The organism is Streptomyces rubrogriseus (assembly GCF_027947575.1).
In the GTDB taxonomy this organism is placed as follows: Bacteria; Actinomycetota; Actinomycetes; order Streptomycetales; family Streptomycetaceae; genus Streptomyces; species Streptomyces rubrogriseus.
The window spans coordinates 7,052,868-7,070,354 of sequence record NZ_CP116256.1 but is presented as its reverse complement, the minus strand read 5'-3'; the positions used below and the strand labels follow the sequence as shown (position 1 = coordinate 7,070,354).

Genomic DNA, 17,487 nt, shown 5'->3' with positions numbered 1-17,487 from the left:
GTGTGCGAGTCGTTTCGGACAATCTCATCCCGGCCAGGGGGTGCCGAAGTCGAAACAAGCCCCCATATCTGCCCCGGCCGCGTGTGATCCATTCCCGCTCGTTCGTGTAATAGCACCGGCACGCTCCGTGAGGAAGGCTGGTCCACGCACATCGATGCCGGGCGCAGCCGTCCGGCATGACCGGGAGGGCAATTCCTTATGTCGGTAGGCGAAGAGGTCCGCACCGAGCAGACCAGGCCGCAGCAGAGCCTCGGCACGGCGGCCGCGCGGAACCTGGCCACCACCACCAAGTCCGTTCCTCAGATGCAGGAGATCAGCTCTCGCTGGCTGCTGCGCTCGCTCCCCTGGGTGGACATCCAGGGCGGCACGTACCGGGTCAACCGGCGTCTGACCTTCGCCGTCGGCGACGGCCGCGTGACGTTCGTGAAGACCGGCGACCGCGTCGAGGTCGTCCCCGCGGAGCTGGGCGAGCTGCCGGCCCTGCGGTCGTACGAGGACGACGAGGTCCTGTCGGAACTCGCGCAGCGCTGCGAGCAGCAGGAGTTCGGCCCCGGCGAGGTGATCGCCTCGTTCGGCGCGCGGGCCGACGAGGTCTACCTGCTGGCGCATGGCAAGGTCGAGAAGATCGGCACCGGCCCCTACGGCGACGACGCGGTGCTCGGCGTCCTCGCCGACGGCGCCTACTTCGGCGACCAGGCGCTCCTCGACGGGGACGCCATCTGGGAGTACACCGCCCGCACCGTCACCGCCTGCACGGTGCTCGTGCTGCCCCGCCAGGAGGTGGACCAGGTCGCGGAGCGGGCCGACTCCCTGCGCGAGCACTTGGAGCAGCGGCGCTCGATCCCGGAGCAGCGCACCAACAGGCACGGTGAGAAGGAGATCGACCTCGCGGCCGGCCACAGCGGCGAGCCGGACATCCCGCACACGTTCGTCGACTACGAGGCCCGGCCGCGCGAGTACGAACTGAGCGTCGCCCAGACCGTGCTGCGCATCCACTCGCGCGTGGCCGATCTGTACAACCAGCCGATGAACCAGACCGAGCAGCAGATCCGCCTGACGGTCGAGGCGCTGAAGGAACGCCAGGAGCACGAACTCATCAACAACCGGGAGTTCGGGCTGCTGCACAACTGCGAGTACGACCAGCGCATCCAGCCGCACGACGGAGTGCCCGGTCCCGACGACCTCGACGAACTGCTGAGCCGCCGGCGCGGCACCAAGCTGCTCCTCGCCCACCCGCGCGCCATCGCCGCCATCGGCCGCGAGTTCAACAAGCGCGGCCTCGTCCCCGAGACCATCGACGTCGCCGGGAACCGCATCCCGACCTGGCGCGGTGTGCCCATCTACCCGTGCAACAAGATCCCGGTCACCGAGGCCCGTACGTCCTCGATCATCGCGATGCGTACCGGCGAGCAGGACCAGGGCGTCATCGGCCTGCGGGCCACCGGCATCCCGGACGAGATCGAGCCGAGTCTGTCGGTGCGCTTCATGGGGATCAACGAGCAGGCGATCATCAAGTACCTGGTCACGGCCTACTACTCGGCCGCGGTCCTCGTGCCGGACGCGCTCGGTGTGCTGGAGAACGTCGAGATCGGCCGCTGGCGGTGACGTCACTGTCCCGAACGCCGTGTTCCCGCCCTCCCGGGCGGGTACACCCCCGGGGTACGGACGGGCCCAGGGGGAAGGTGAGTCCATGACGGAGACCCGGCGCGGCGCCACCGCGACGTGCCGTCCCACCGGGACGCCGGAAAGGCACGGGCCCATCGGCACACAGCGCGAGAAGGAGCCGGGGGAGCCGTCCGACGGACCGGGGGAGGCGGTGGTCGAAGGGCACGAGGCGGCGCTGCTCCTGAGCGAGTCACGAGCGTCGGTCGATCCCGAACTGCGGTCCGCCATCGCGACGCTGCCGGAGTCGATGCGCCGGGTCGCGCTCTACCACTTCGGCTGGCAGCACGCGGACGGCACGCCCGCTTCGGGCAACGCGGGCAAGGCGATCCGCCCCGCCCTCGTCCTCACCGCGGCGGCCGCGCTCGGCGGTCCGGCGGCCCGCGCGGCGGCCGTCCGTGCCGCGGCGGCGGTGGAACTGGTCCACAACTTCACCCTGCTGCACGACGACGTGATGGACCGCGACGCCACCCGGCGGCACCGGCCGACCGCGTGGACCGTGTTCGGCGACGCCGACGCGATCCTCGCCGGGGACGCACTTCAGGCGCTCGCCCTGCGGATGTTCGCCGCCGACCCGCATCCGGCGTCCGCGGCGGCGGCCACCCGGCTCGCCGACTGCGTCATGGAGCTGTGCGAGGGCCAGCACGCGGACACGGCGATGGAGCGGCGCCCGCCGGGTGAGGTGACCCTCGACGAGACGCTCGTCATGGCCGAGGCCAAGACGGGTGCCCTGCTGGGCTGCGCCTGTGCCGTCGGCGCGTTGTACGCGGGCGCCGCCACGGAGGACGTCGAGGCCCTGGACGCCTTCGGCCGTGAGGCGGGGATGGCCTTCCAGCTCATCGACGACGTCATCGGCATATGGGGCGACCCGCGCCACACCGGCAAGCCGGCCGGTGCGGACCTGGCCGCCCGCAAGAAGTCACTGCCGGTGGTCGCCGCCCTCACCTCCGGCACCCCGGCCGCCGCCGAACTGGCCGAGCTGTACACCGGCCCGTACGACGAGAACAAGGAGGACCTGGAGCGCACCGCCCTGGCCGTGGAGCGGGCCGGCGGCCGGGACTGGGCACAGGCCCAGGCGGCCGACCGGATGGCAAGGGCCATGCAGGAGCTGGCGCGTGCCGTGCCCGAGCCGGAGGCGGCGGGCGGCCTCCTCGCCCTGGCCGAGTTCGTGACGCGGCGCAGCACCTGAGCGCAGCACCTCAGCGCCGCCCCGGCCCCCTCGCCCGCCCCGGCGTCGTGGATCGCCGGGCCGGCCACGCAAGACCCCGGAGCCCGTGCAGGGCCGTACGGCACCTGACCGACGTACGGCCGCACCGCCGACGGCTCCGGTCCGGCGGGTCCCGCACTTCCCCACGGTGTGCGGGGCCCGCCCCCCTGTCCCTCCCCGTGGGGCCCAGGCCCAGCGGCTAGGCTCAACCGCCGTACAGGCAAGCAGGGTTGAGCCGAAGGGGCGAGGCATGGGTGTGGTGATCCGCACGGCGGGGGAGGGTGACCGGGAGCTGGTCGTCCGGCTGCTGGACGAGGCCTTTCAGGACGATCCGGTGAGCAGCTGGGTCTTTCCCGGTGCGGAGTACCGTCGCCGGACCCATCATCGGCTCATGGCCGCGTTCGCAGACGCCGTCTTCGCGGACGGCCGTGTCGATCTCACCGAGGACGGCGCCGCCTGCGCGCTGTGGCTCCCCGTCCCGGCGGAGGAGCACGAGGGTGCCGAGGACGGCCCCGCCCAGATCCGCGAGGCCGTCGACCCGGAGAACGAGCGCGTGGAGCTGATAGCCCGGCTCACGGACGGGATCCACCCCTCCGGCCGGGCGCACGCGTACCTGTGGATGATCGGCGTGGTCCCGGAGCGGCAGGGCGAGGGCCTGGGAACCGCGCTGATCGGCACCGTCCTCGACCGCTGCGACCGCGAGGGCCTGCCCGCCTATCTGGAGGCGAGCAGCGCCCGCGGGAAGGCGCTCTACGAACGTCTCGGCTTCGAGTTCACCGGCCGGGCCCTGGATCTGCCGGACGGCCCTCGCATGTGGCCGATGTGGCGCGAGCCGCGGACTCCGTGATCTCGTAATCCGTTCCCCAAACAACTACGCATGGAGTACTGTGATCGTAGTGGTCAACATGAAGGGGGAGACCGGTTTGCGCAAACTCACGTACTTCGTCGCCTGCTCGATCGACGGCTTCATCGGCGGCCCGGACGGCGACGCGTCGTTCATGGTCCCGTTCGTCGACGAGGAGTTCTTCGAGTTCCTGAAGTCGGAGTATCCGGAGACACTGCCGACCCACGGCCGTCGTCCGCTGGGCATCGACGACCTGCCGAACAAGCGGTTCGACACGATCGTGCAGGGACGCGCCAGCTACGACCTGGCCCTCAAGGAGGGCGTCACCAGCCCCTATGCCCACCTGCGCGAATACGTCGCCTCGCGCACGCTCACGGAGTCGCCCGACCCGAACGTCGAGATCATCTCGACGGATCTGGTCGGCAGGGTCCGGGAGCTGAAGGCCGAGGACAGTGCCTTCGGCATCTATCTGTGCGGCGGATCGGCCGTGGCCGGCGAACTGGTCGACGAGGTCGACGAACTGGTCGTCAAGACCTATCCCGTGGTGCTCGGCACCGGTATGCCGATGTTCGGCTCCGGCTTCGAGGTGGCCGAATTCGTGCCGGACTCGGTGCGGACCTTCGGCAACGGTGTCGTGGTGCGTACGTACCACCGCAAGCGCTGAGCCGCCTGCCGCTCTAACCTGGGGGTATGGACAGCGACACGTACGCCTGTCCCGTGTGCGGACAGCCAGTCGAAGCGGTCGTCCGGCGCCACAAGACGCTGGGCATATGGGTACCGGAATGGGCCCCGGGCCCGTGCGGCAACCCGGAGTGCGAGGCGGGTCCCGGGAAGAGCGCCGGGGCCGCCGAAGGCGAGGCACGGCCCGGGAGGCCGGATCACTCCCGGGAACCGGTCACCGAGAACCCCTGACCACGACAACGCCGAAGGGGCCCGGCCAGGATGGCGCCGGGCCCCTTCGGGCTGCCCTGCGGCCTGCGATGGTGCACCGATCGCCGGCCCCGGGATGCTGACGTCCGTCAGGCCTTCTTGGTCTCCCAGAAGATCTTGTCGATCTGGGCGATGTAGTCCAGGGCCTTCTGGCCGGTCGCCGGGTCCTTCGAGCCCTTGGCGGCCGACAGGGCCTTCAGGGTGTCGTTGACCAGCTGGTGCAGCTCCGGGTACTTCTCGAAGTGCGGGGGCTTGAAGTAGTCGCTCCACAGCACGGAGACGTGGTGCTTCGCGAGCTCGGCGCGCTGCTCCTTGATGACCGTGGCGCGCGTCTGGAAGTGCGGGTCGTCGTTGCCGGCCATCTTCTCCTGGACGGCCTTCACCGACTCCGCCTCGATGCGGGCCTGGGCAGGGTCGTACACGCCGCAGGGCAGGTCGCAGTGGGCGCTGACCGTGACCTTGGGGGCAAACAGGCGGGAAAGCATGAAGCGTTCCTTCCTCGTGATCGTCTTCTCAGGGGGGACATTACTCCCTGGGAGACCTGTTTTCGCGGGTGCCCCCGTGGGCTTAGGACAAAAGTCCGGGGTGAGACTGAGACTGGTGGAGGAAAGACCGGGGAGGTGCCGGGTGATGCCGGAGCAACTGTCGCAGGAGACCGAGCGCGCCAGAGGGGCGTTGCCCTTCGGGCCGGCCGAGGTGACCGGGCCGTCGATGGTGCCCACGCTGCACCACGGTGACGTGCTGCTCGTGCACTGGGGGGCCCGGGTCCGGCCGGGTGACGTAGTCGTGCTGCGGCACCCCTTCCAGCAGGACCTGCTCGTGGTCAAGCGGGCGGCCGAACGGCGTGGGGCCGGCTGGTGGGTGCTCGGGGACAACGCGTTCGCGGGCGGGGACAGTACCGACTACGGGGTGGTCCCGCAGGACCTCGTCCTCGGCCGGGTCCGGTTCCGGTACCGGCCGCCGCGGGCGGGTCAGCGTTCGCCGCTCGCCGTGGTCCGCTGGGCGCTGTCGGCGGTCAGGCCGGTGCTGGCCGACCGGTCCGCCTCCAGGCGCTTGCGGGCGCGGTAGGCCGCCACGTTGGCGCGGGTGGCGCAGCGGTCGGAGCAGTAGCGCCGGGAGCGGTTGGTGGAGGTGTCCAGATAGGCGTTGCGGCAGGGGGCCGCCTCGCACAGGCCCAGCCGGTCGACCCCGTACTCGGTGAGGTGGAAGGCCAGGCCCATCGCCGCGATGGCCGCGAATCCGGCCGTCGCGTTGGAGGGGTGGTCCGCCAGGTGCATGTGCCACAGCGGGCTGCCGTCCTCCGCGCGGTGGTCGTGGCCCGAGATCTGCGGGCTCACCGGGAACTCCAGGAGCAGTGAGTTCAGCAGGTCCACGGCGAGGGTCTCGTCGCCGCCGTCGGCCGCCTCGAAGACCGCGCGCAGCCGTCCCCGGACCGAGCGGAACCGCGTCACGTCGGCGTCGGACGCGCGCCGGGCCGCCGACTGGTTGGCGCCGAAGAGCTCGCGGACGGCCTCCACCGAGGTCAGGGAGTCCTGTCCCCGCGACGGTTCCTCGGTGTTGACGAGACGTACGGCGTAATCCGAGTAATAGGCCAGTTCCACTTGTAGTCCTTACGACGGGGCTCTAGGGTCGTGCCTGCGGTCAGGTAACAGCTGATCGTGCTTCCAGGGTATTACGCGACGCAGTGCGGAGGGGCTCGATGACGAACGCGGACACGACCACGGCCACCACGGCCACCACCACGGCCACGACCACCGCGGCCGGTGCCGACTGGCAGGCCTGGCAGCAGAGCTGGGACCGGCAGCAGGAGTGGTACATGCCGGACCGAGAGGAACGGTTCCGGATCATGCTCGACATGGTCGAGGCGCTCGTCGGTCCCGCGCCGCGCGTGCTGGACCTGGCCTGCGGCACCGGCACCATCACGGCCCGGCTGCTCGACCGGTTCCCGGACGCCACGAGCACCGGCGTGGACCTCGACCCCGCGCTCCTCGCCATCGCCGAGGGCACCTTCGCGGGCGACGACCGGGTCTCCTTCGTCACCGCCGACCTCAAGGACCCCGACTGGCCGGCGAAGCTGCCGTACGACGCGTACGACGCCGTGCTGACCGCGACGGCCCTGCACTGGTTCCACGCCGAACCCCTCGCGGATCTCTACGGCCGGACCGCGGAGCTGGTCCGCGACGGCGGTGTCTTCATGAACGCGGACCACATGATCGACGAAGCGACGCCCCGGATCAACGCGGCCGAGCGCGCGCAGCGGCACGCGCGGATGGACGCCGCCAAGGGGCAGGGTGCCCTGGACTGGGCCGAGTGGTGGCAGCTCGCCGCCGAGGACCCGGTGCTGGCCGGGCCCACCGCCCGCCGCTTCGAGATCTACGGCGAGCACGCCGACGGCGAGATGCCCTCGGCGGCGTGGCACGCGCGCGTGCTGCGCGAGAAGGGCTTCGGCGAGGCGCGGCCGGTGTGGTGCTCGCCGTCCGACACGCTGCTGCTGGCGGTCAAGTAGGACCACACGCCGAGGGGCGGTACGGAGATCCGTACCGCCCCTCGGCGCGCAATCGTGCGGACGGTCAGAGGACCTTGGACAGGAACGCCTTCGTCCGGTCGTGCTGCGGGTCGGTCAGCACGTCGCGCGGGTTGCCCGACTCGACCACCACGCCGTCGTCCATGAAGACCAGGCTGTCGCCGACCTCGCGGGCGAAGCCCATCTCGTGGGTGACGACGACCATCGTCATGCCGGACTCCGCGAGGTCGCGCATGACGTCGAGGACGTCACCGACCAGCTCGGGGTCGAGCGCCGAGGTCGGCTCGTCGAACAGCATCAGCTTCGGGTCCATCGCCAGGGCCCGCGCGATGGCGACGCGCTGCTGCTGGCCGCCGGAGAGCTGCGAGGGGTAGTTGCCCGCCTTGTCGCCCAGGCCCACGCGCTCCAGCAGGGCCCGTGCGCGGTCCCTGGCCTGCCCCCGGCTCATGCCCTTGACCTGGACCGGCGCCTCCATGACGTTCTCCACGGCCGTCATGTGCGGGAACAGGTTGAAGCGCTGGAAGACCATGCCGATGTCCCGGCGCTTGAGGGCGACCTCGCTGTCCTTCAGCTCGTAGAGCTTGTCACCCTTCTGGCGGTAGCCGACCAGCTCCCCGTCGACGTAAAGACGTCCGGCGTTGATCTTCTCGAGGTGGTTGATACACCTGAGGAAGGTGGACTTGCCGGAGCCGGAGGGGCCGATGAGGCAGAACACCTCGCCCTGCTTCACCTCCAGGTCGATGCCCTTGAGGACCTCGACGGCACCGAAGGACTTGTGCACGCCCTCGGCCTTGACCATGGCGGTCATGCCGCACCTCCCGTCGTGCTGGAGCGGTTCGACAGGGAGAACAGGTTCGCCCTGATCTTCTGCATCGGGGTGGGCGGCAGGCTGCGGCTGGAGCCGCGGGCGTAGTAGCGCTCCAGGTAGTACTGGCCGACGCTGAAGACCGAGGTCAGCAGCAGGTACCAGGCCGCCGCGAGGAACAGCATCTCGGCCGGTGCGCCCGAGGTCTGGCCGATGTCCTGGGCGACTCTGAACAACTCGGCGTACTGGACGACCGACACCAGCGAGGTCGTCTTCAGCATGTTGATGACCTCGTTGCCCGTCGGCGGCACGATCACGCGCATCGCCTGCGGGACCACGATCCGGCGCAGCGTCTTGGTGTGGCTCATGCCGAGCGCGTGCGCCGCCTCGGTCTGGCCCTCGTCGACCGCGAGCAGGCCGGCACGGCAGATCTCCGCCATGTACGCCGCCTCGTTGAGGCCGAGGCCGAGCAGCGCCGTCAGGAACGGCGTCATGAAGTCCGACCACTCGTCGCGGTAGAACGGGCCGAGGTTGATGTACTCGAAGACCAGGCCGAGGTTGAACCAGACGACCAGCTGCACCAGGACCGGCGTGCCGCGGAAGAACCAGATGTAGAACCACGCGATGGACGAGGTCACCGGGTTCTTCGACAGCCGCATCACGGCGAGCAGGATGCCGCCGACGACACCGATCAGCATCGCGAGGACGGTGATCAGGAGTGTCTTGCCCATGCCGGTCAGGACACGGTCGTCGAAGAAGTAGTCCGGGATCGCGCCCCAGTTGATCTTGCCCTGGGAGAAGGCGTAGACGACCGCGGCCAGCAGCGCGATCGCGACGACCGCGGAGACGTACCGCCCGTAGTGCCTCACCGGGATGGCCTTGATGGCCTCGGGCGGGGTCGGCGGGGTGCCGGCCGGGCCGCCCGCCGTCTTGTCGATGTCAACAGTCACGGATGTTGCCTTTCAGCGCCCGCCGCGCGGTCACTTGCCGCCGTTGACGGCGGCCTCGGTGACGGCGCCTTCCGACACGCCCCACTTGTCCATGATCTTCTTGTACTCGCCGTTCGCGATCACCGCGTCCAGCGCCGCCTTCAGGGCGTCGCGCAGCTGCGTGTTGTCCTTGGCGACCGCGATGCCGTACGGCGCGGCCTCGACCTGCTCGCCGACGAGCTCGAAGTCCTTGCCGCCGCCGGAGGTCTTCACCGCGTAAGCCGCGACCGGGAAGTCGGAGGAACCGGCGTCCGCGCCGCCCGCGCGCAGCCGGGTCTGGGCCTGCTGGTCGTTGTCGAAGGCCTCCATGGAGATCTTCTTGCCGGCCGGGCACTTCTCGTTCTCGGCCTTGGCGAGGTCCTCGGAGACCGTGCCGCGCTGGAGCACGAGCTTCTTGCCGCACAGGTCGGACCAGGTCTTGATGCCCTGGTCGTCGCCCTTCTTGGTGTAGATCGAGACACCGGCGGTGAGGTAGTCGACGAAGTCGACGCCCTGGCCGACCTTCTTGCCGGTGTCGGCGTCGATGCCCTCCTGGCGGTCCTTGGTGTCGGTCATCGCGGACATGGCGATGTCGTACCGCTTGGAGCGCAGGCCGGTGATCAGGGTGTCGAAGGTGCCGTTCTCGAACTCGAACTTCACCCCGAGCTGCTTGCCCAGGGCGTCCGCGAGGTCGGGGTCGATACCGACCGTCTTGCCGGAGTCGTCCTTGAACTCGACGGGCGCGTACGCGATGTCCGAGCCGACCTTGATGGTGCCCTTGTCGCGGATCGACTGCGGCAGCTTGTCGGCCAGCGGGGCACCGCCGGCGGACTGGTTGTCGCCGCTGCCGGAGTCGCCGTTCTCGGTCTGGTCGCCGCATCCGGTGAGCAGCAGGGCGCCGGCGACCGCGATCGCACCGACCGCTGCTAGCCGGGAGTGCGCGGCGGTCGTACGACGGGTGGAGCGTGCGGTCATGGTGGTTCCTCCGGCGGATGAGGGAGTTGCCGATGGGGACGGTGGAGTTCCGGTGGGACGGGACGCCGGCCGGGGTCCGGCCGGTGCCGTGGGTCGACGAGAGCACACACCTTCGAGTGCCGCGACCTTGTGTGATTACGGCATCTTGCCATTCGGACTCGGCCATTCAGGGGGGCCGCCATGTCAAAATCGGATAACGGGTCACCCCCCGAACCGCACCAGGTCGGTACATCACGACCGAACCTTTGCGGGAATCTGCCCATCCGGCCGGAAGATCTGCGGAATTTCTCGTTATCCGACCATGGATCGCGGGTGAGCAGGGCTGTTGCGGGTGTCGTGCGCGGGTCTGTCAAGGGGTCGGGAGAGGTTGTCCGGAACCCTGGCTATGAGCCATGTCACCGACATGCGGCGTTCGGGGTCCGGCATGTGGGCTTGCGCTTATCGGACTCGTCGCCGGGGGCGTCCGTCGGGTAAGAAGGTTCTTTACACCCCTCATCAGGGGCTCAGGGCGCGTGTGCGGCGCGCCCGTCGCGCGGGGGTCCACGTGGCCCAGACAGCCATCTCCCTGTGCGGTGCCCGCCCATTCCTCACCAGGAGTGGACAAACCCTCAAACCATGAACTCTTAAGGGGTAAGACAAAGTGGCAGCGGAGATCGTCAATCCTCGCAGCGACAGCGAAGCCGGTGCGGAGCAGGGGGCGGGCGTCGAGGCGCTCGACTCCTTCGACCCCGCGTTCGCGCTGCACCGCGGCGGCAAGATGGCCGTGCAGGCCACCGTGCCGGTCCGCGACAAGGAAGACCTGTCCCTGGCGTACACGCCCGGCGTCGCGAAAGTGTGCAGCGCGATCGCCGAGCAGCCCGACCTCGTCCACGACTACACCTGGAAGTCGTCGGTCGTCGCGGTCGTGACGGACGGCACGGCGGTGCTGGGGCTCGGTGACATCGGGCCCGAGGCGTCCCTCCCGGTGATGGAGGGCAAGGCCATCCTCTTCAAGCAGTTCGGCGGTGTGGACGCGGTCCCGATCGCCCTGAACTGCACGGACGCCGACGAGATCGTCGAGACCGTGGTCCGGCTCGCGCCCTCCTTCGGCGGCGTCAACCTGGAGGACATCTCGGCGCCGCGGTGCTTCGAGATCGAGCGCAAGCTCCAGGAGCGGCTGGACATCCCGGTCTTCCACGACGACCAGCACGGCACGGCCGTCGTGACGCTGGCCGCCCTGCGGAACGCGGCGCGGCTGAGCGGGCGGACACTGGGTGAGCTGCGGGCGGTGATCTCGGGTGCGGGCGCGGCCGGGGTCGCCATCGCCAAGATGCTGGTGGAGGCCGGCATCGGGGACGTCGCGGTCGCCGACCGCAAGGGTGTCGTTTCGGCCGACCGGGAGGACCTGACCCCGGTCAAGCAGGAGTTGGCCTCCTTCACCAACAAGGCCGGGCTCTCCGGCCCGCTGGAGGCGGCGCTGGCGGGTGCCGACGTCTTCATCGGCGTCTCCGGCGGTACGGTGCCGGAGCCGGCGGTGGCCTCGATGGCCGAGGGTGCCTTCGTCTTCGCGATGGCCAACCCGAACCCGGAGGTGCATCCGGAGGTCGCCCACAAGTACGCGGCGGTCGTCGCGACCGGGCGTTCGGACTTCCCGAACCAGATCAACAACGTGCTGGCGTTCCCCGGCATCTTCGCGGGCGCTCTCCAGGTGCGGGCGTCGCGGATCACCGAGGGCATGAAGCTGGCGGCGGCCGAGGCGCTGGCCGCCGTGGTGGGGGACGACCTCGCCGCGGACTATGTCATTCCGTCCCCGTTCGACGAGCGGGTCGCGCCGGCCGTGACGGCGGCGGTGGCCGCGGCGGCCCGGGCGGAGGGGGTTGCGCGCCGGTGACGGTGTGACGCCTGCGGGGTGATCCCTGCGGTGTGGTGAGCGGTCTCGTCCTTGGTGGGCGGGGCCGCTTGTCTTTTGGGTGCGGGTGCGGGTGCGGGTGCGGGGGCCGGTGCGGGTGCGGGGGCCGGTGCGAGTGCGGGTGCGCTGGTGCTGGGCGCGGGGTGGGGCGCTGACCGGCGCTGGGCGGGTGCCGCTGCGCCCACCCGTGCCGCCCCAGCGGCACGACTGCCCGCAGCTGGGGGGGGAGGAGGGTGGGGGCTGGCAGGCGCGGCTGATCGCAGCTGGGGCCGGGGGTGGCTGGCAAGAGGGGGTGTGTCACACGGGGCTGTGGTTCCGGTTGGGGGGTGGGGAACCTATCGTCAAGGTCATGTTCGCTGTCTATGCCGCCCGAATCGACCGCGACCAGCCGTTGGCCGGCCTGGAGTTGGGAGAGCTTCCGGCTCCCGAGGCCCGGCCCGGCTGGAGCGTCGTCGATGTCAGGGCCGCCTCCCTCAACCATCACGACCTGTGGTCCCTGCGTGGCGTCGGCCTCCCCGAGGGCCGGCTGCCGATGATCCTCGGCTGCGACGCCGCCGGGATCGACGCGGACGGCAACGAGGTCGTCCTGCACTCCGTGATCGGCCAGACCGGCCACGGCGTCGGCCCCGAGGAGCCCCGCTCCATCCTCACCGAGCGCTACCCGGGGACGTTCGCCGAGCAGGTCGCCGTGCCGACCTGGAACATCCTGCCCAAGCCCAAGGAGCTCTCCTTCGAGGAGGCCGCCTGCCTGCCGACCGCCTGGCTGACGGCGTACCGGATGCTGTTCACCAACGCCGGGGTGCGTCCCGGTGACTCGGTGCTGGTGCAGGGCGCCGGCGGCGGGGTCGCCACGGCCGCGATCGTGCTCGGCAAGGCGGCCGGGCTGCGGGTCTTCGCCACCAGCCGGGACGAGGCCAAGCGCAAGCGGGCGCTGGAGCTCGGTGCGGTGGAGGCCGTCGAGACCGGTGCGCGGCTGCCGCAGCGGGTCGACGCCGTGATCGAGACCGTGGGCGCCGCCACCTGGTCGCACTCCATCAAGTCGCTGCGGCCCGGCGGCACGCTGGTCATCTCCGGGGCCACCAGCGGTGACCGGCCCTCCCACGCCGAACTCACCCGGATCTTCTTCCTGGAGCTCAAGGTCGTCGGCTCCACGATGGGCTCCAAGGACGAGCTGGAGGACCTGCTGTCCTTCTGCGCCGCCACCGGTGTGCGTCCCGTCATCGACGAGGTGCTTCCGATGGACCGGGCCCGTGAAGGGTTCGAGCGGATGGCCTCCGGGGGGCAGTTCGGCAAGATCGTGCTCAGCAACTCCTGACGCGTTCCCCCCAGACGCTCAGACGCCCAGACACGGCGGGTCCGGTTCTCCGGGCCCGCCGTTCGCGTGTCCCGGCCGTGCGGTACCGCCAGTACCCATGTCAACCAGGGTTGACAAGCGGGTCATGTCAACCTAGGTTGACGGTATGAGTGAAGCAACGGATCTCGCCACGCGTGCGGGTGACCGTGATCCCCGGATCGGGCTGCGAGCCGTCACCGCCCTGCGGAAGCTGGTGGAGCAACTGGAAGCCGTACAGGTGCGCAGCGCCCGTCGGCAGGGATGGTCGTGGCAGGAGATCGCCACGGAACTCGGAGTCAGCAGGCAGGCCGTGCACAAGAAGTACGGGAGGCATTGATGTTCGAGCGATTCACGAAGGACGCCCGCGCGGTCGTGCAGGGGGCGGTCGGACACGCCGAGGAGGCGAGGGCGGAGACCGTCGAGCCCGAGCACCTGCTGCTCGCCCTGCTCGACCGGCAGGGCAGTCGCGCCTCCTTCGCGCTGGCGGCCCTCGGCGTCGGCGAGCACCGGGACGCGGTACGCCGGGAGCTGGGGGACGCACGGCGCCGTGCGGGTCTGTCGCAGTCCGAGACGGAGGCCCTCGCCGGACTGGGAATCGACGTCACGGAGATCGTCGCCAGGGTGGAGGAGGCCCACGGTGTGGGGGCGATGTCCGCCGACGACCGCAGGCGCGGGCGCCGGTGGTCGGGACACCGGAGCTTCAGCCGGGGCGCCAAGGAGATCCTGGAGAAGGCGCTGCGGGTCGCCGTCGCCCGCCGTGACCGGCACATCGGGGACGAGCATCTCCTCCTCGCCCTGGCCCTGCGTCCCGGAGTGCCCGCCGAGGTGCTCGCCGACCACGGGGTGACCCATGCGTCGCTGTCCAGGGTGCTGGGCGAGGGGGCCGGGAAGGCCTGCGCCTGACCGGTGGCACGGCGGCTCACCGGCGCGCGGCGCCCCTGGGGAGCCGGGGGCGCCGCGCCGTGCCGCGCTCAGGCCTTCGGCGTACGCAGGATCGCCCCGATGTGCGCCGCTGCCTCCGACAGCCGGCGGCGGGTGTCGCGCAACTGGTCGGACGTCACTCCGTGGTCCCGGGCGGCGTCGCGGATGTCGTCCCGGAAGCGGTCGAGCAGCCGGTCCAGGTCGCGCGCCGGGTCACCGGTGGATTCCGCGGCGTCCTCGTGGGCCCAGCTCGGCGTGTATCCGGCGGGGAAGTCCTCGGGGGTGACGGAGTACTCGGGGCCCGGAGAACGCTCCGCGCGCGAGGCGGGGCTCCCGGTGTCGGTGCGTCCGAAGCCCCAGTCCTTGCCGAACTCCTTCCCGAAGTCGCCGACCTCCTTGGCCAGTTCGCTCAGGCCCTCACGCAGTCCCGTCGGCCAGTCGCCGCGCGAGAAGTGGTCCTGCACCTGTTCCTGCACGCGCTGGGCGATGCGCTGGACCTCCTCCTGCGCCTGGGCCCGGGCCCGCTCCTGGGCCTCCTTGGCCTGGTGCCGGGCCCGCTGTGCCTCGTCGCGGGCGCGGCGGCTCTCGTCCTTGGCGCGGCGGGCCTGCTCCTTCCACTCCTGCTTGACCCGCCGCATCTCCTCCTTGGCGGCCCGCCAGGCCTCCTTCTCGTCGCCTTCCCCGGCAGCGGAGGTGGAGCCGTCCCCCTCGTCATGCGCCCCTGAGGTGCCCCGGCGGGCCGCCGTGGCCGCGGCCCGCATCTCCCGCCGCAGATCGCCGGCCGCGCCCCGCACGTCGGCCCGGATCTCGGCGGCCAGCTCGGCGACGGACTCGCGGATCTCCAGCTCCAGGTCGGCCAGCTCGCCGCTGCGGTCGGCCAGCTCGGCGCGACCGGCGTCCGTGATGGCGTACACCTTGCGGCCGCCCTCGGTGGTGTGGGTGACCAGGCCCTCCGCCTCCAGCTTGGCCAGGCGGGGGTACACCGTGCCCGCGGACGGGGCGTACAGGCCCTGGAAGCGTTCCTCCAGGAGCCGGATCACCTCGTAACCGTGGCGCGGGGCCTCGTCCAAAAGCTTGAGGAGGTAGAGGCGGAGGCGGCCGTGGGCGAAGACGGGGGGCATGTCAGAGCACCTTCTTGTCGGTCGTGCCGTCGGAAGGGGCGTCGGTGGCGCCCTGGTCCCGGACGGAAGCGGAATTGTCCCCCGAGTCGTGCCGTGCGGTGCCCGTCGGGCCGGATTCCTCCGGCTCCCGCTCCCACGGGGCGTCCTCCGTCGCCGGACGGCGGAGCAGGGCGATCGAGCCGGAGACCGTGGTGGCCTTCAGCCGGCCGTTGCCCGCGCCGAGCCGTCCGGTGATGCGCTTGGCCCCCCACTGGCCGCCGACCCGGAGGTCCTCGAAGGCGCTGCTGACCATGCCGCTGGCCGTGTTCGCCTCGACCCGGGCGTCGGCCGGCTGGGGCAGCCGGATGGCGATCTCGCCCGAGACGCTGTTCAGGCTGATGTCGGTGGGGCCTCCGGCCGGGTCCAGGTCGACGATCATCGAACCGCTGACCGAGTCGGCCCGCACGGAGGAGCCCGCCTCCACCACCGTCAGGTCGCCGGAGACAGAGTTGAAGCGGAGGTCGCCGGTGAGGGCCTGCGCCTCCACGTTCCCCGAGACGGTGTCGGCGCGGACGGGGCCCGCGAGGCTCACCAGAGTGGTGTCCCCGGACACGCCCTTGACCTCGGCGGGTCCGTCGAGACCCGAGACCACGGCCGCGGCGCTGACCGCCCCCACCTCCACGCGGGTGCCGGTCGGCACCGCCAGGGACACCACCGCACTGCGTCGCCAGCCCTTGCGGTCCAGCCACTTCAGGAAGCCCTTCCAGGGCAGGTCCTCGTAGGCCACCGTGAGGACGCCGTCCCGGTGGGTCACGATCAGCGGGGGCCCCTCGATCTCGGACACCTCCAGACGGGCGGAACCTTCGTCCGTGCCCACCACGTTCACCGTTCCGCCGACCACGCGTACGTGGAGCCGGCTCACGGACTCGTCGAAGGTGAGCTTCCTGGGCTCCGCGACGGACCACTCGGACATGGTGCAGACCTCCTCGACCGAACGCGCCATATCGCGTCCCTCGCAATTCACGATATATCGCGGGCATGGAAAGTCAAGACACCCGTTCTGGTGATCAACGATCGGCCGAATGGGGCGCTGTGCCCTATCTTGTCGATATGTCGACGGAAGAGTCGGTTTCCGCTCTCGCTCCCGGCGCCCTGCTGCTCTGCCGGGCCGAGCCGGATTCCGTCGCCGTGGTCGCCCCGCTGCTGGGCGAACGGATGCCGCTGGTCCGGGCCGGTGCGCGGTGGAGCGCGCTGGTGCCGGAGGGCGGGCCCTGGCGGGACGGGCGCGAACCGGTCGACCGGGTCGTCGCCGGCTGGGCCGCGGCGCTCGCCGTCGGCGCCCCCTGGCCCGTACTCGCCCTGTGGTGGGACGCCGACCGGGCCGGATACGTCCTCGCGTCCGGATTCCGCCGCCCGGTGGGCTACGTGTGGCTGGCCAACGGCACACCGGCCGGCGAGGACGAGGCGATGCGCACCTTCGCCGCCCGGCTGGGCCTGGACCCGGTCCTGGACGTGGAGTCGCTGGACCGGCTGACCCGGGCCGACCCAGAGGCCGAGCACGCGTTCGGGGCCGGGGCCGGGGCCGGGGCCGGTGCCCGGGCCAGGCTGCGGGGGCTGTTGGCGGTGCTCGCGCGCGGGGGAATCGCCCTCCCCGCAGGGCTCGAGCCCGGGGAAGGCGCCGCCCGCCTCGGCGCGGCCGCCCGCGCCCTGCCCGGGGTGCGCCGGACCGAGGCCGCCGGACGCCGCCCGACCGTCGACGAGAGCCCCCTGGCCGCCTGGATGCCCTGGACGGGCGGTCCGGGCGCCCGCGTCCTGGCCGTGGCCCAGGTGGCGACGGGCCTGCCGCTCACCGTCTGGGGTCTGCGGCGCCGCAGCGGCGGCTGGACCGCGGCAGGGGCCCTGCTCGTCGGGCACGGTGCGCTCGGCGCGGCCTACGGGCTCTCCAAGCACACCTGACGATCCGCCGCGACGGTCCGGTCAGGTCCGACAGCTCGGTCCGGTCAGGTCCGACAGCCCGGGGTGCGCCTCGACGTTTCCGCCCGTGCCCATGCTCGTGCGTCGCCGCCCGCCGCCCGCCGCCCGCGCAGGCGCCTGCTCCCCGCGTCCCTACTCGTCCTCGTCCTCGTCGTCCAGCCGTGCCAGCCAGGTGGCCAGGCGCTCCACCGGGACTTCGAAGTCCGGGTTCAGGTCGACGAACGTGCGCAGCTGCTCGGCGAGCCACTCGAAGGTGATCTCCTCCTCGCCGCGCCGCTTCTCCAGCTCCTCGATGCCGCGGTCGGTGAAGTACATGGATCGTGCTCCGTCGGGTCTTTGCAGGGTTGAGAGCCTCC

The 17,487-nt window shown here is 71.2% G+C and carries 19 protein-coding genes; 11 read left to right on the top strand and 8 right to left on the bottom strand.

Features of this window, described 5'->3' with window-relative positions:
* Positions 1–198: 198 nt before the first annotated feature.
* The 4 genes from Sru02f_RS31660 to Sru02f_RS31645 all read left to right on the top strand — a co-directional run bounded on the left by Sru02f_RS31660 (position 199) and on the right by Sru02f_RS31645 (position 4,377).
* Positions 199–1,605: a family 2B encapsulin nanocompartment shell protein gene (locus tag Sru02f_RS31660; RefSeq protein WP_109033363.1), complete on the top strand. Its 1,407-nt coding sequence runs from the start codon at positions 199–201 to the stop codon at positions 1,603–1,605.
* A gap of 85 nt (positions 1,606–1,690) precedes the next feature.
* Positions 1,691–2,851, top strand: a complete 1,161-nt coding sequence (locus Sru02f_RS31655) for a family 2 encapsulin nanocompartment cargo protein polyprenyl transferase (RefSeq protein ID WP_109033364.1) — start codon at positions 1,691–1,693, stop codon at positions 2,849–2,851.
* Between the two features lie 268 nt (positions 2,852–3,119).
* Positions 3,120–3,716 (top strand): GNAT family N-acetyltransferase, encoded by a 597-nt coding sequence (locus Sru02f_RS31650; protein ID WP_109033365.1) that lies wholly within the window; start codon positions 3,120–3,122, stop codon positions 3,714–3,716.
* 76 nt (positions 3,717–3,792) lie between these two features.
* Complete coding sequence (locus tag Sru02f_RS31645) at positions 3,793–4,377, top strand: dihydrofolate reductase family protein (RefSeq protein WP_109033513.1); 585 nt, start codon at positions 3,793–3,795, stop codon at positions 4,375–4,377.
* A gap of 355 nt (positions 4,378–4,732) precedes the next feature.
* Here Sru02f_RS31645 and sodN read toward each other — a convergent pair whose 3' ends face one another.
* Positions 4,733–5,128 carry a superoxide dismutase, Ni gene (sodN, locus tag Sru02f_RS31640; RefSeq protein ID WP_003973716.1) on the bottom strand — a complete coding sequence of 132 codons (396 nt, stop codon included), beginning with the start codon at positions 5,126–5,128 and terminating at the stop codon, positions 4,733–4,735.
* Between the two features lie 145 nt (positions 5,129–5,273).
* Between sodN and sodX the strand changes: the two genes are divergently transcribed.
* Positions 5,274–5,711 carry a nickel-type superoxide dismutase maturation protease gene (gene sodX / locus Sru02f_RS31635; RefSeq protein WP_164274157.1) on the top strand — a complete coding sequence of 146 codons (438 nt, stop codon included), beginning with the start codon at positions 5,274–5,276 and terminating at the stop codon, positions 5,709–5,711.
* On the opposite strand, the gene Sru02f_RS31630 is transcribed toward sodX, so the two are convergent.
* Positions 5,615–6,244 carry a CGNR zinc finger domain-containing protein gene (locus Sru02f_RS31630; RefSeq protein ID WP_052840746.1) on the bottom strand — a complete coding sequence of 210 codons (630 nt, stop codon included), beginning with the start codon at positions 6,242–6,244 and terminating at the stop codon, positions 5,615–5,617. The two genes, sodX and Sru02f_RS31630, sit on opposite strands and share 97 nt — an antisense overlap.
* 98 nt (positions 6,245–6,342) lie before the next feature.
* Between Sru02f_RS31630 and Sru02f_RS31625 the strand changes: the two genes are divergently transcribed.
* Positions 6,343–7,149, top strand: a complete 807-nt coding sequence (locus Sru02f_RS31625; protein ID WP_109033368.1) for a class I SAM-dependent methyltransferase — start codon at positions 6,343–6,345, stop codon at positions 7,147–7,149.
* A gap of 64 nt (positions 7,150–7,213) precedes the next feature.
* Here Sru02f_RS31625 and Sru02f_RS31620 read toward each other — a convergent pair whose 3' ends face one another.
* The 3 genes from Sru02f_RS31620 to Sru02f_RS31610 are packed head-to-tail and all read right to left on the bottom strand — an operon-like array spanning position 7,214 to position 9,915.
* Positions 7,214–7,975, bottom strand: a complete 762-nt coding sequence (locus tag Sru02f_RS31620; protein WP_109033369.1) for an amino acid ABC transporter ATP-binding protein — start codon at positions 7,973–7,975, stop codon at positions 7,214–7,216.
* The gene (locus Sru02f_RS31615; RefSeq protein ID WP_003973711.1) at positions 7,972–8,922 is read right to left on the bottom strand and encodes an amino acid ABC transporter permease; all 951 of its coding nucleotides are present in this window, start codon (positions 8,920–8,922) and stop codon (positions 7,972–7,974) included. The genes Sru02f_RS31620 and Sru02f_RS31615 overlap by 4 nt, the downstream gene beginning before the upstream one ends.
* 30 nt (positions 8,923–8,952) lie before the next feature.
* Complete coding sequence (locus Sru02f_RS31610; protein ID WP_109033370.1) at positions 8,953–9,915, bottom strand: ABC transporter substrate-binding protein; 963 nt, start codon at positions 9,913–9,915, stop codon at positions 8,953–8,955.
* Positions 9,916–10,555: 640 nt separating this feature from the next.
* On the opposite strand from Sru02f_RS31610, the gene Sru02f_RS31605 reads away from it, so the two are divergent.
* From Sru02f_RS31605 to Sru02f_RS31590, 4 genes are all read left to right on the top strand, one after another.
* Complete coding sequence (locus tag Sru02f_RS31605) at positions 10,556–11,785, top strand: NAD(P)-dependent malic enzyme (RefSeq protein WP_109033372.1); 1,230 nt, start codon at positions 10,556–10,558, stop codon at positions 11,783–11,785.
* Positions 11,786–12,152: 367 nt separating this feature from the next.
* Positions 12,153–13,118, top strand: coding sequence for a zinc-binding dehydrogenase (locus tag Sru02f_RS31600; RefSeq protein ID WP_109033373.1), 966 nt, complete (start codon positions 12,153–12,155; stop codon positions 13,116–13,118).
* A 145-nt stretch (positions 13,119–13,263) separates the two neighbouring features.
* Positions 13,264–13,473 (top strand): helix-turn-helix domain-containing protein, encoded by a 210-nt coding sequence (locus Sru02f_RS31595; RefSeq protein WP_003973707.1) that lies wholly within the window; start codon positions 13,264–13,266, stop codon positions 13,471–13,473.
* Positions 13,473–14,039 carry a Clp protease N-terminal domain-containing protein gene (locus Sru02f_RS31590; protein WP_109033374.1) on the top strand — a complete coding sequence of 189 codons (567 nt, stop codon included), beginning with the start codon at positions 13,473–13,475 and terminating at the stop codon, positions 14,037–14,039. The genes Sru02f_RS31595 and Sru02f_RS31590 overlap by 1 nt, the downstream gene beginning before the upstream one ends.
* 68 nt (positions 14,040–14,107) lie before the next feature.
* Here Sru02f_RS31590 and Sru02f_RS31585 read toward each other — a convergent pair whose 3' ends face one another.
* Together Sru02f_RS31585 and Sru02f_RS31580 are read right to left on the bottom strand one after the other, a co-directional pair.
* A complete protein-coding gene (locus Sru02f_RS31585) occupies positions 14,108–15,178 on the bottom strand; it encodes a PadR family transcriptional regulator (protein WP_109033375.1) in 1,071 nt (356 codons plus the stop codon).
* Position 15,179: 1 nt separating this feature from the next.
* Positions 15,180–16,130 (bottom strand): DUF4097 family beta strand repeat-containing protein, encoded by a 951-nt coding sequence (locus tag Sru02f_RS31580; RefSeq protein WP_159107559.1) that lies wholly within the window; start codon positions 16,128–16,130, stop codon positions 15,180–15,182.
* Between the two features lie 137 nt (positions 16,131–16,267).
* On the opposite strand from Sru02f_RS31580, the gene Sru02f_RS31575 reads away from it, so the two are divergent.
* Complete coding sequence (locus Sru02f_RS31575) at positions 16,268–17,113, top strand: hypothetical protein (protein ID WP_109033377.1); 846 nt, start codon at positions 16,268–16,270, stop codon at positions 17,111–17,113.
* 150 nt (positions 17,114–17,263) lie between these two features.
* On the opposite strand, the gene Sru02f_RS31570 is transcribed toward Sru02f_RS31575, so the two are convergent.
* Positions 17,264–17,446, bottom strand: a complete 183-nt coding sequence (locus Sru02f_RS31570; RefSeq protein WP_014176503.1) for a DUF6104 family protein — start codon at positions 17,444–17,446, stop codon at positions 17,264–17,266.
* Positions 17,447–17,487 lie beyond the last annotated feature (41 nt).

Excerpts from the sequence above, each read along its gene's own strand:
- Sru02f_RS31660 (WP_109033363.1), top strand. The coding sequence starts at position 199 with ATGTCGGTAGGCGAAGAGGTCCGCACCGAGCAGACCAGGCCGCAGCAG.
- Sru02f_RS31655 (WP_109033364.1), top strand. The coding sequence starts at position 1,691 with ATGACGGAGACCCGGCGCGGCGCCACCGCGACGTGCCGTCCCACCGGG.
- Sru02f_RS31650 (WP_109033365.1), top strand. The coding sequence starts at position 3,120 with ATGGGTGTGGTGATCCGCACGGCGGGGGAGGGTGACCGGGAGCTGGTC.
- sodN (WP_003973716.1), bottom strand. The coding sequence starts at position 5,128 with ATGCTTTCCCGCCTGTTTGCCCCCAAGGTCACGGTCAGCGCCCACTGC.
- sodX (WP_164274157.1), top strand. The coding sequence starts at position 5,274 with ATGCCGGAGCAACTGTCGCAGGAGACCGAGCGCGCCAGAGGGGCGTTG.
- Sru02f_RS31625 (WP_109033368.1), top strand. The coding sequence starts at position 6,343 with ATGACGAACGCGGACACGACCACGGCCACCACGGCCACCACCACGGCC.
- Sru02f_RS31620 (WP_109033369.1), bottom strand. The coding sequence starts at position 7,975 with ATGACCGCCATGGTCAAGGCCGAGGGCGTGCACAAGTCCTTCGGTGCC.
- Sru02f_RS31610 (WP_109033370.1), bottom strand. The coding sequence starts at position 9,915 with ATGACCGCACGCTCCACCCGTCGTACGACCGCCGCGCACTCCCGGCTA.
- Sru02f_RS31600 (WP_109033373.1), top strand. The coding sequence starts at position 12,153 with ATGTTCGCTGTCTATGCCGCCCGAATCGACCGCGACCAGCCGTTGGCC.
- Sru02f_RS31595 (WP_003973707.1), top strand. The coding sequence starts at position 13,264 with ATGAGTGAAGCAACGGATCTCGCCACGCGTGCGGGTGACCGTGATCCC.
- Sru02f_RS31590 (WP_109033374.1), top strand. The coding sequence starts at position 13,473 with ATGTTCGAGCGATTCACGAAGGACGCCCGCGCGGTCGTGCAGGGGGCG.
- Sru02f_RS31585 (WP_109033375.1), bottom strand. The coding sequence starts at position 15,178 with ATGCCCCCCGTCTTCGCCCACGGCCGCCTCCGCCTCTACCTCCTCAAG.
- Sru02f_RS31580 (WP_159107559.1), bottom strand. The coding sequence starts at position 16,130 with ATGTCCGAGTGGTCCGTCGCGGAGCCCAGGAAGCTCACCTTCGACGAG.
- Sru02f_RS31575 (WP_109033377.1), top strand. The coding sequence starts at position 16,268 with ATGTCGACGGAAGAGTCGGTTTCCGCTCTCGCTCCCGGCGCCCTGCTG.
- Sru02f_RS31570 (WP_014176503.1), bottom strand. The coding sequence starts at position 17,446 with ATGTACTTCACCGACCGCGGCATCGAGGAGCTGGAGAAGCGGCGCGGC.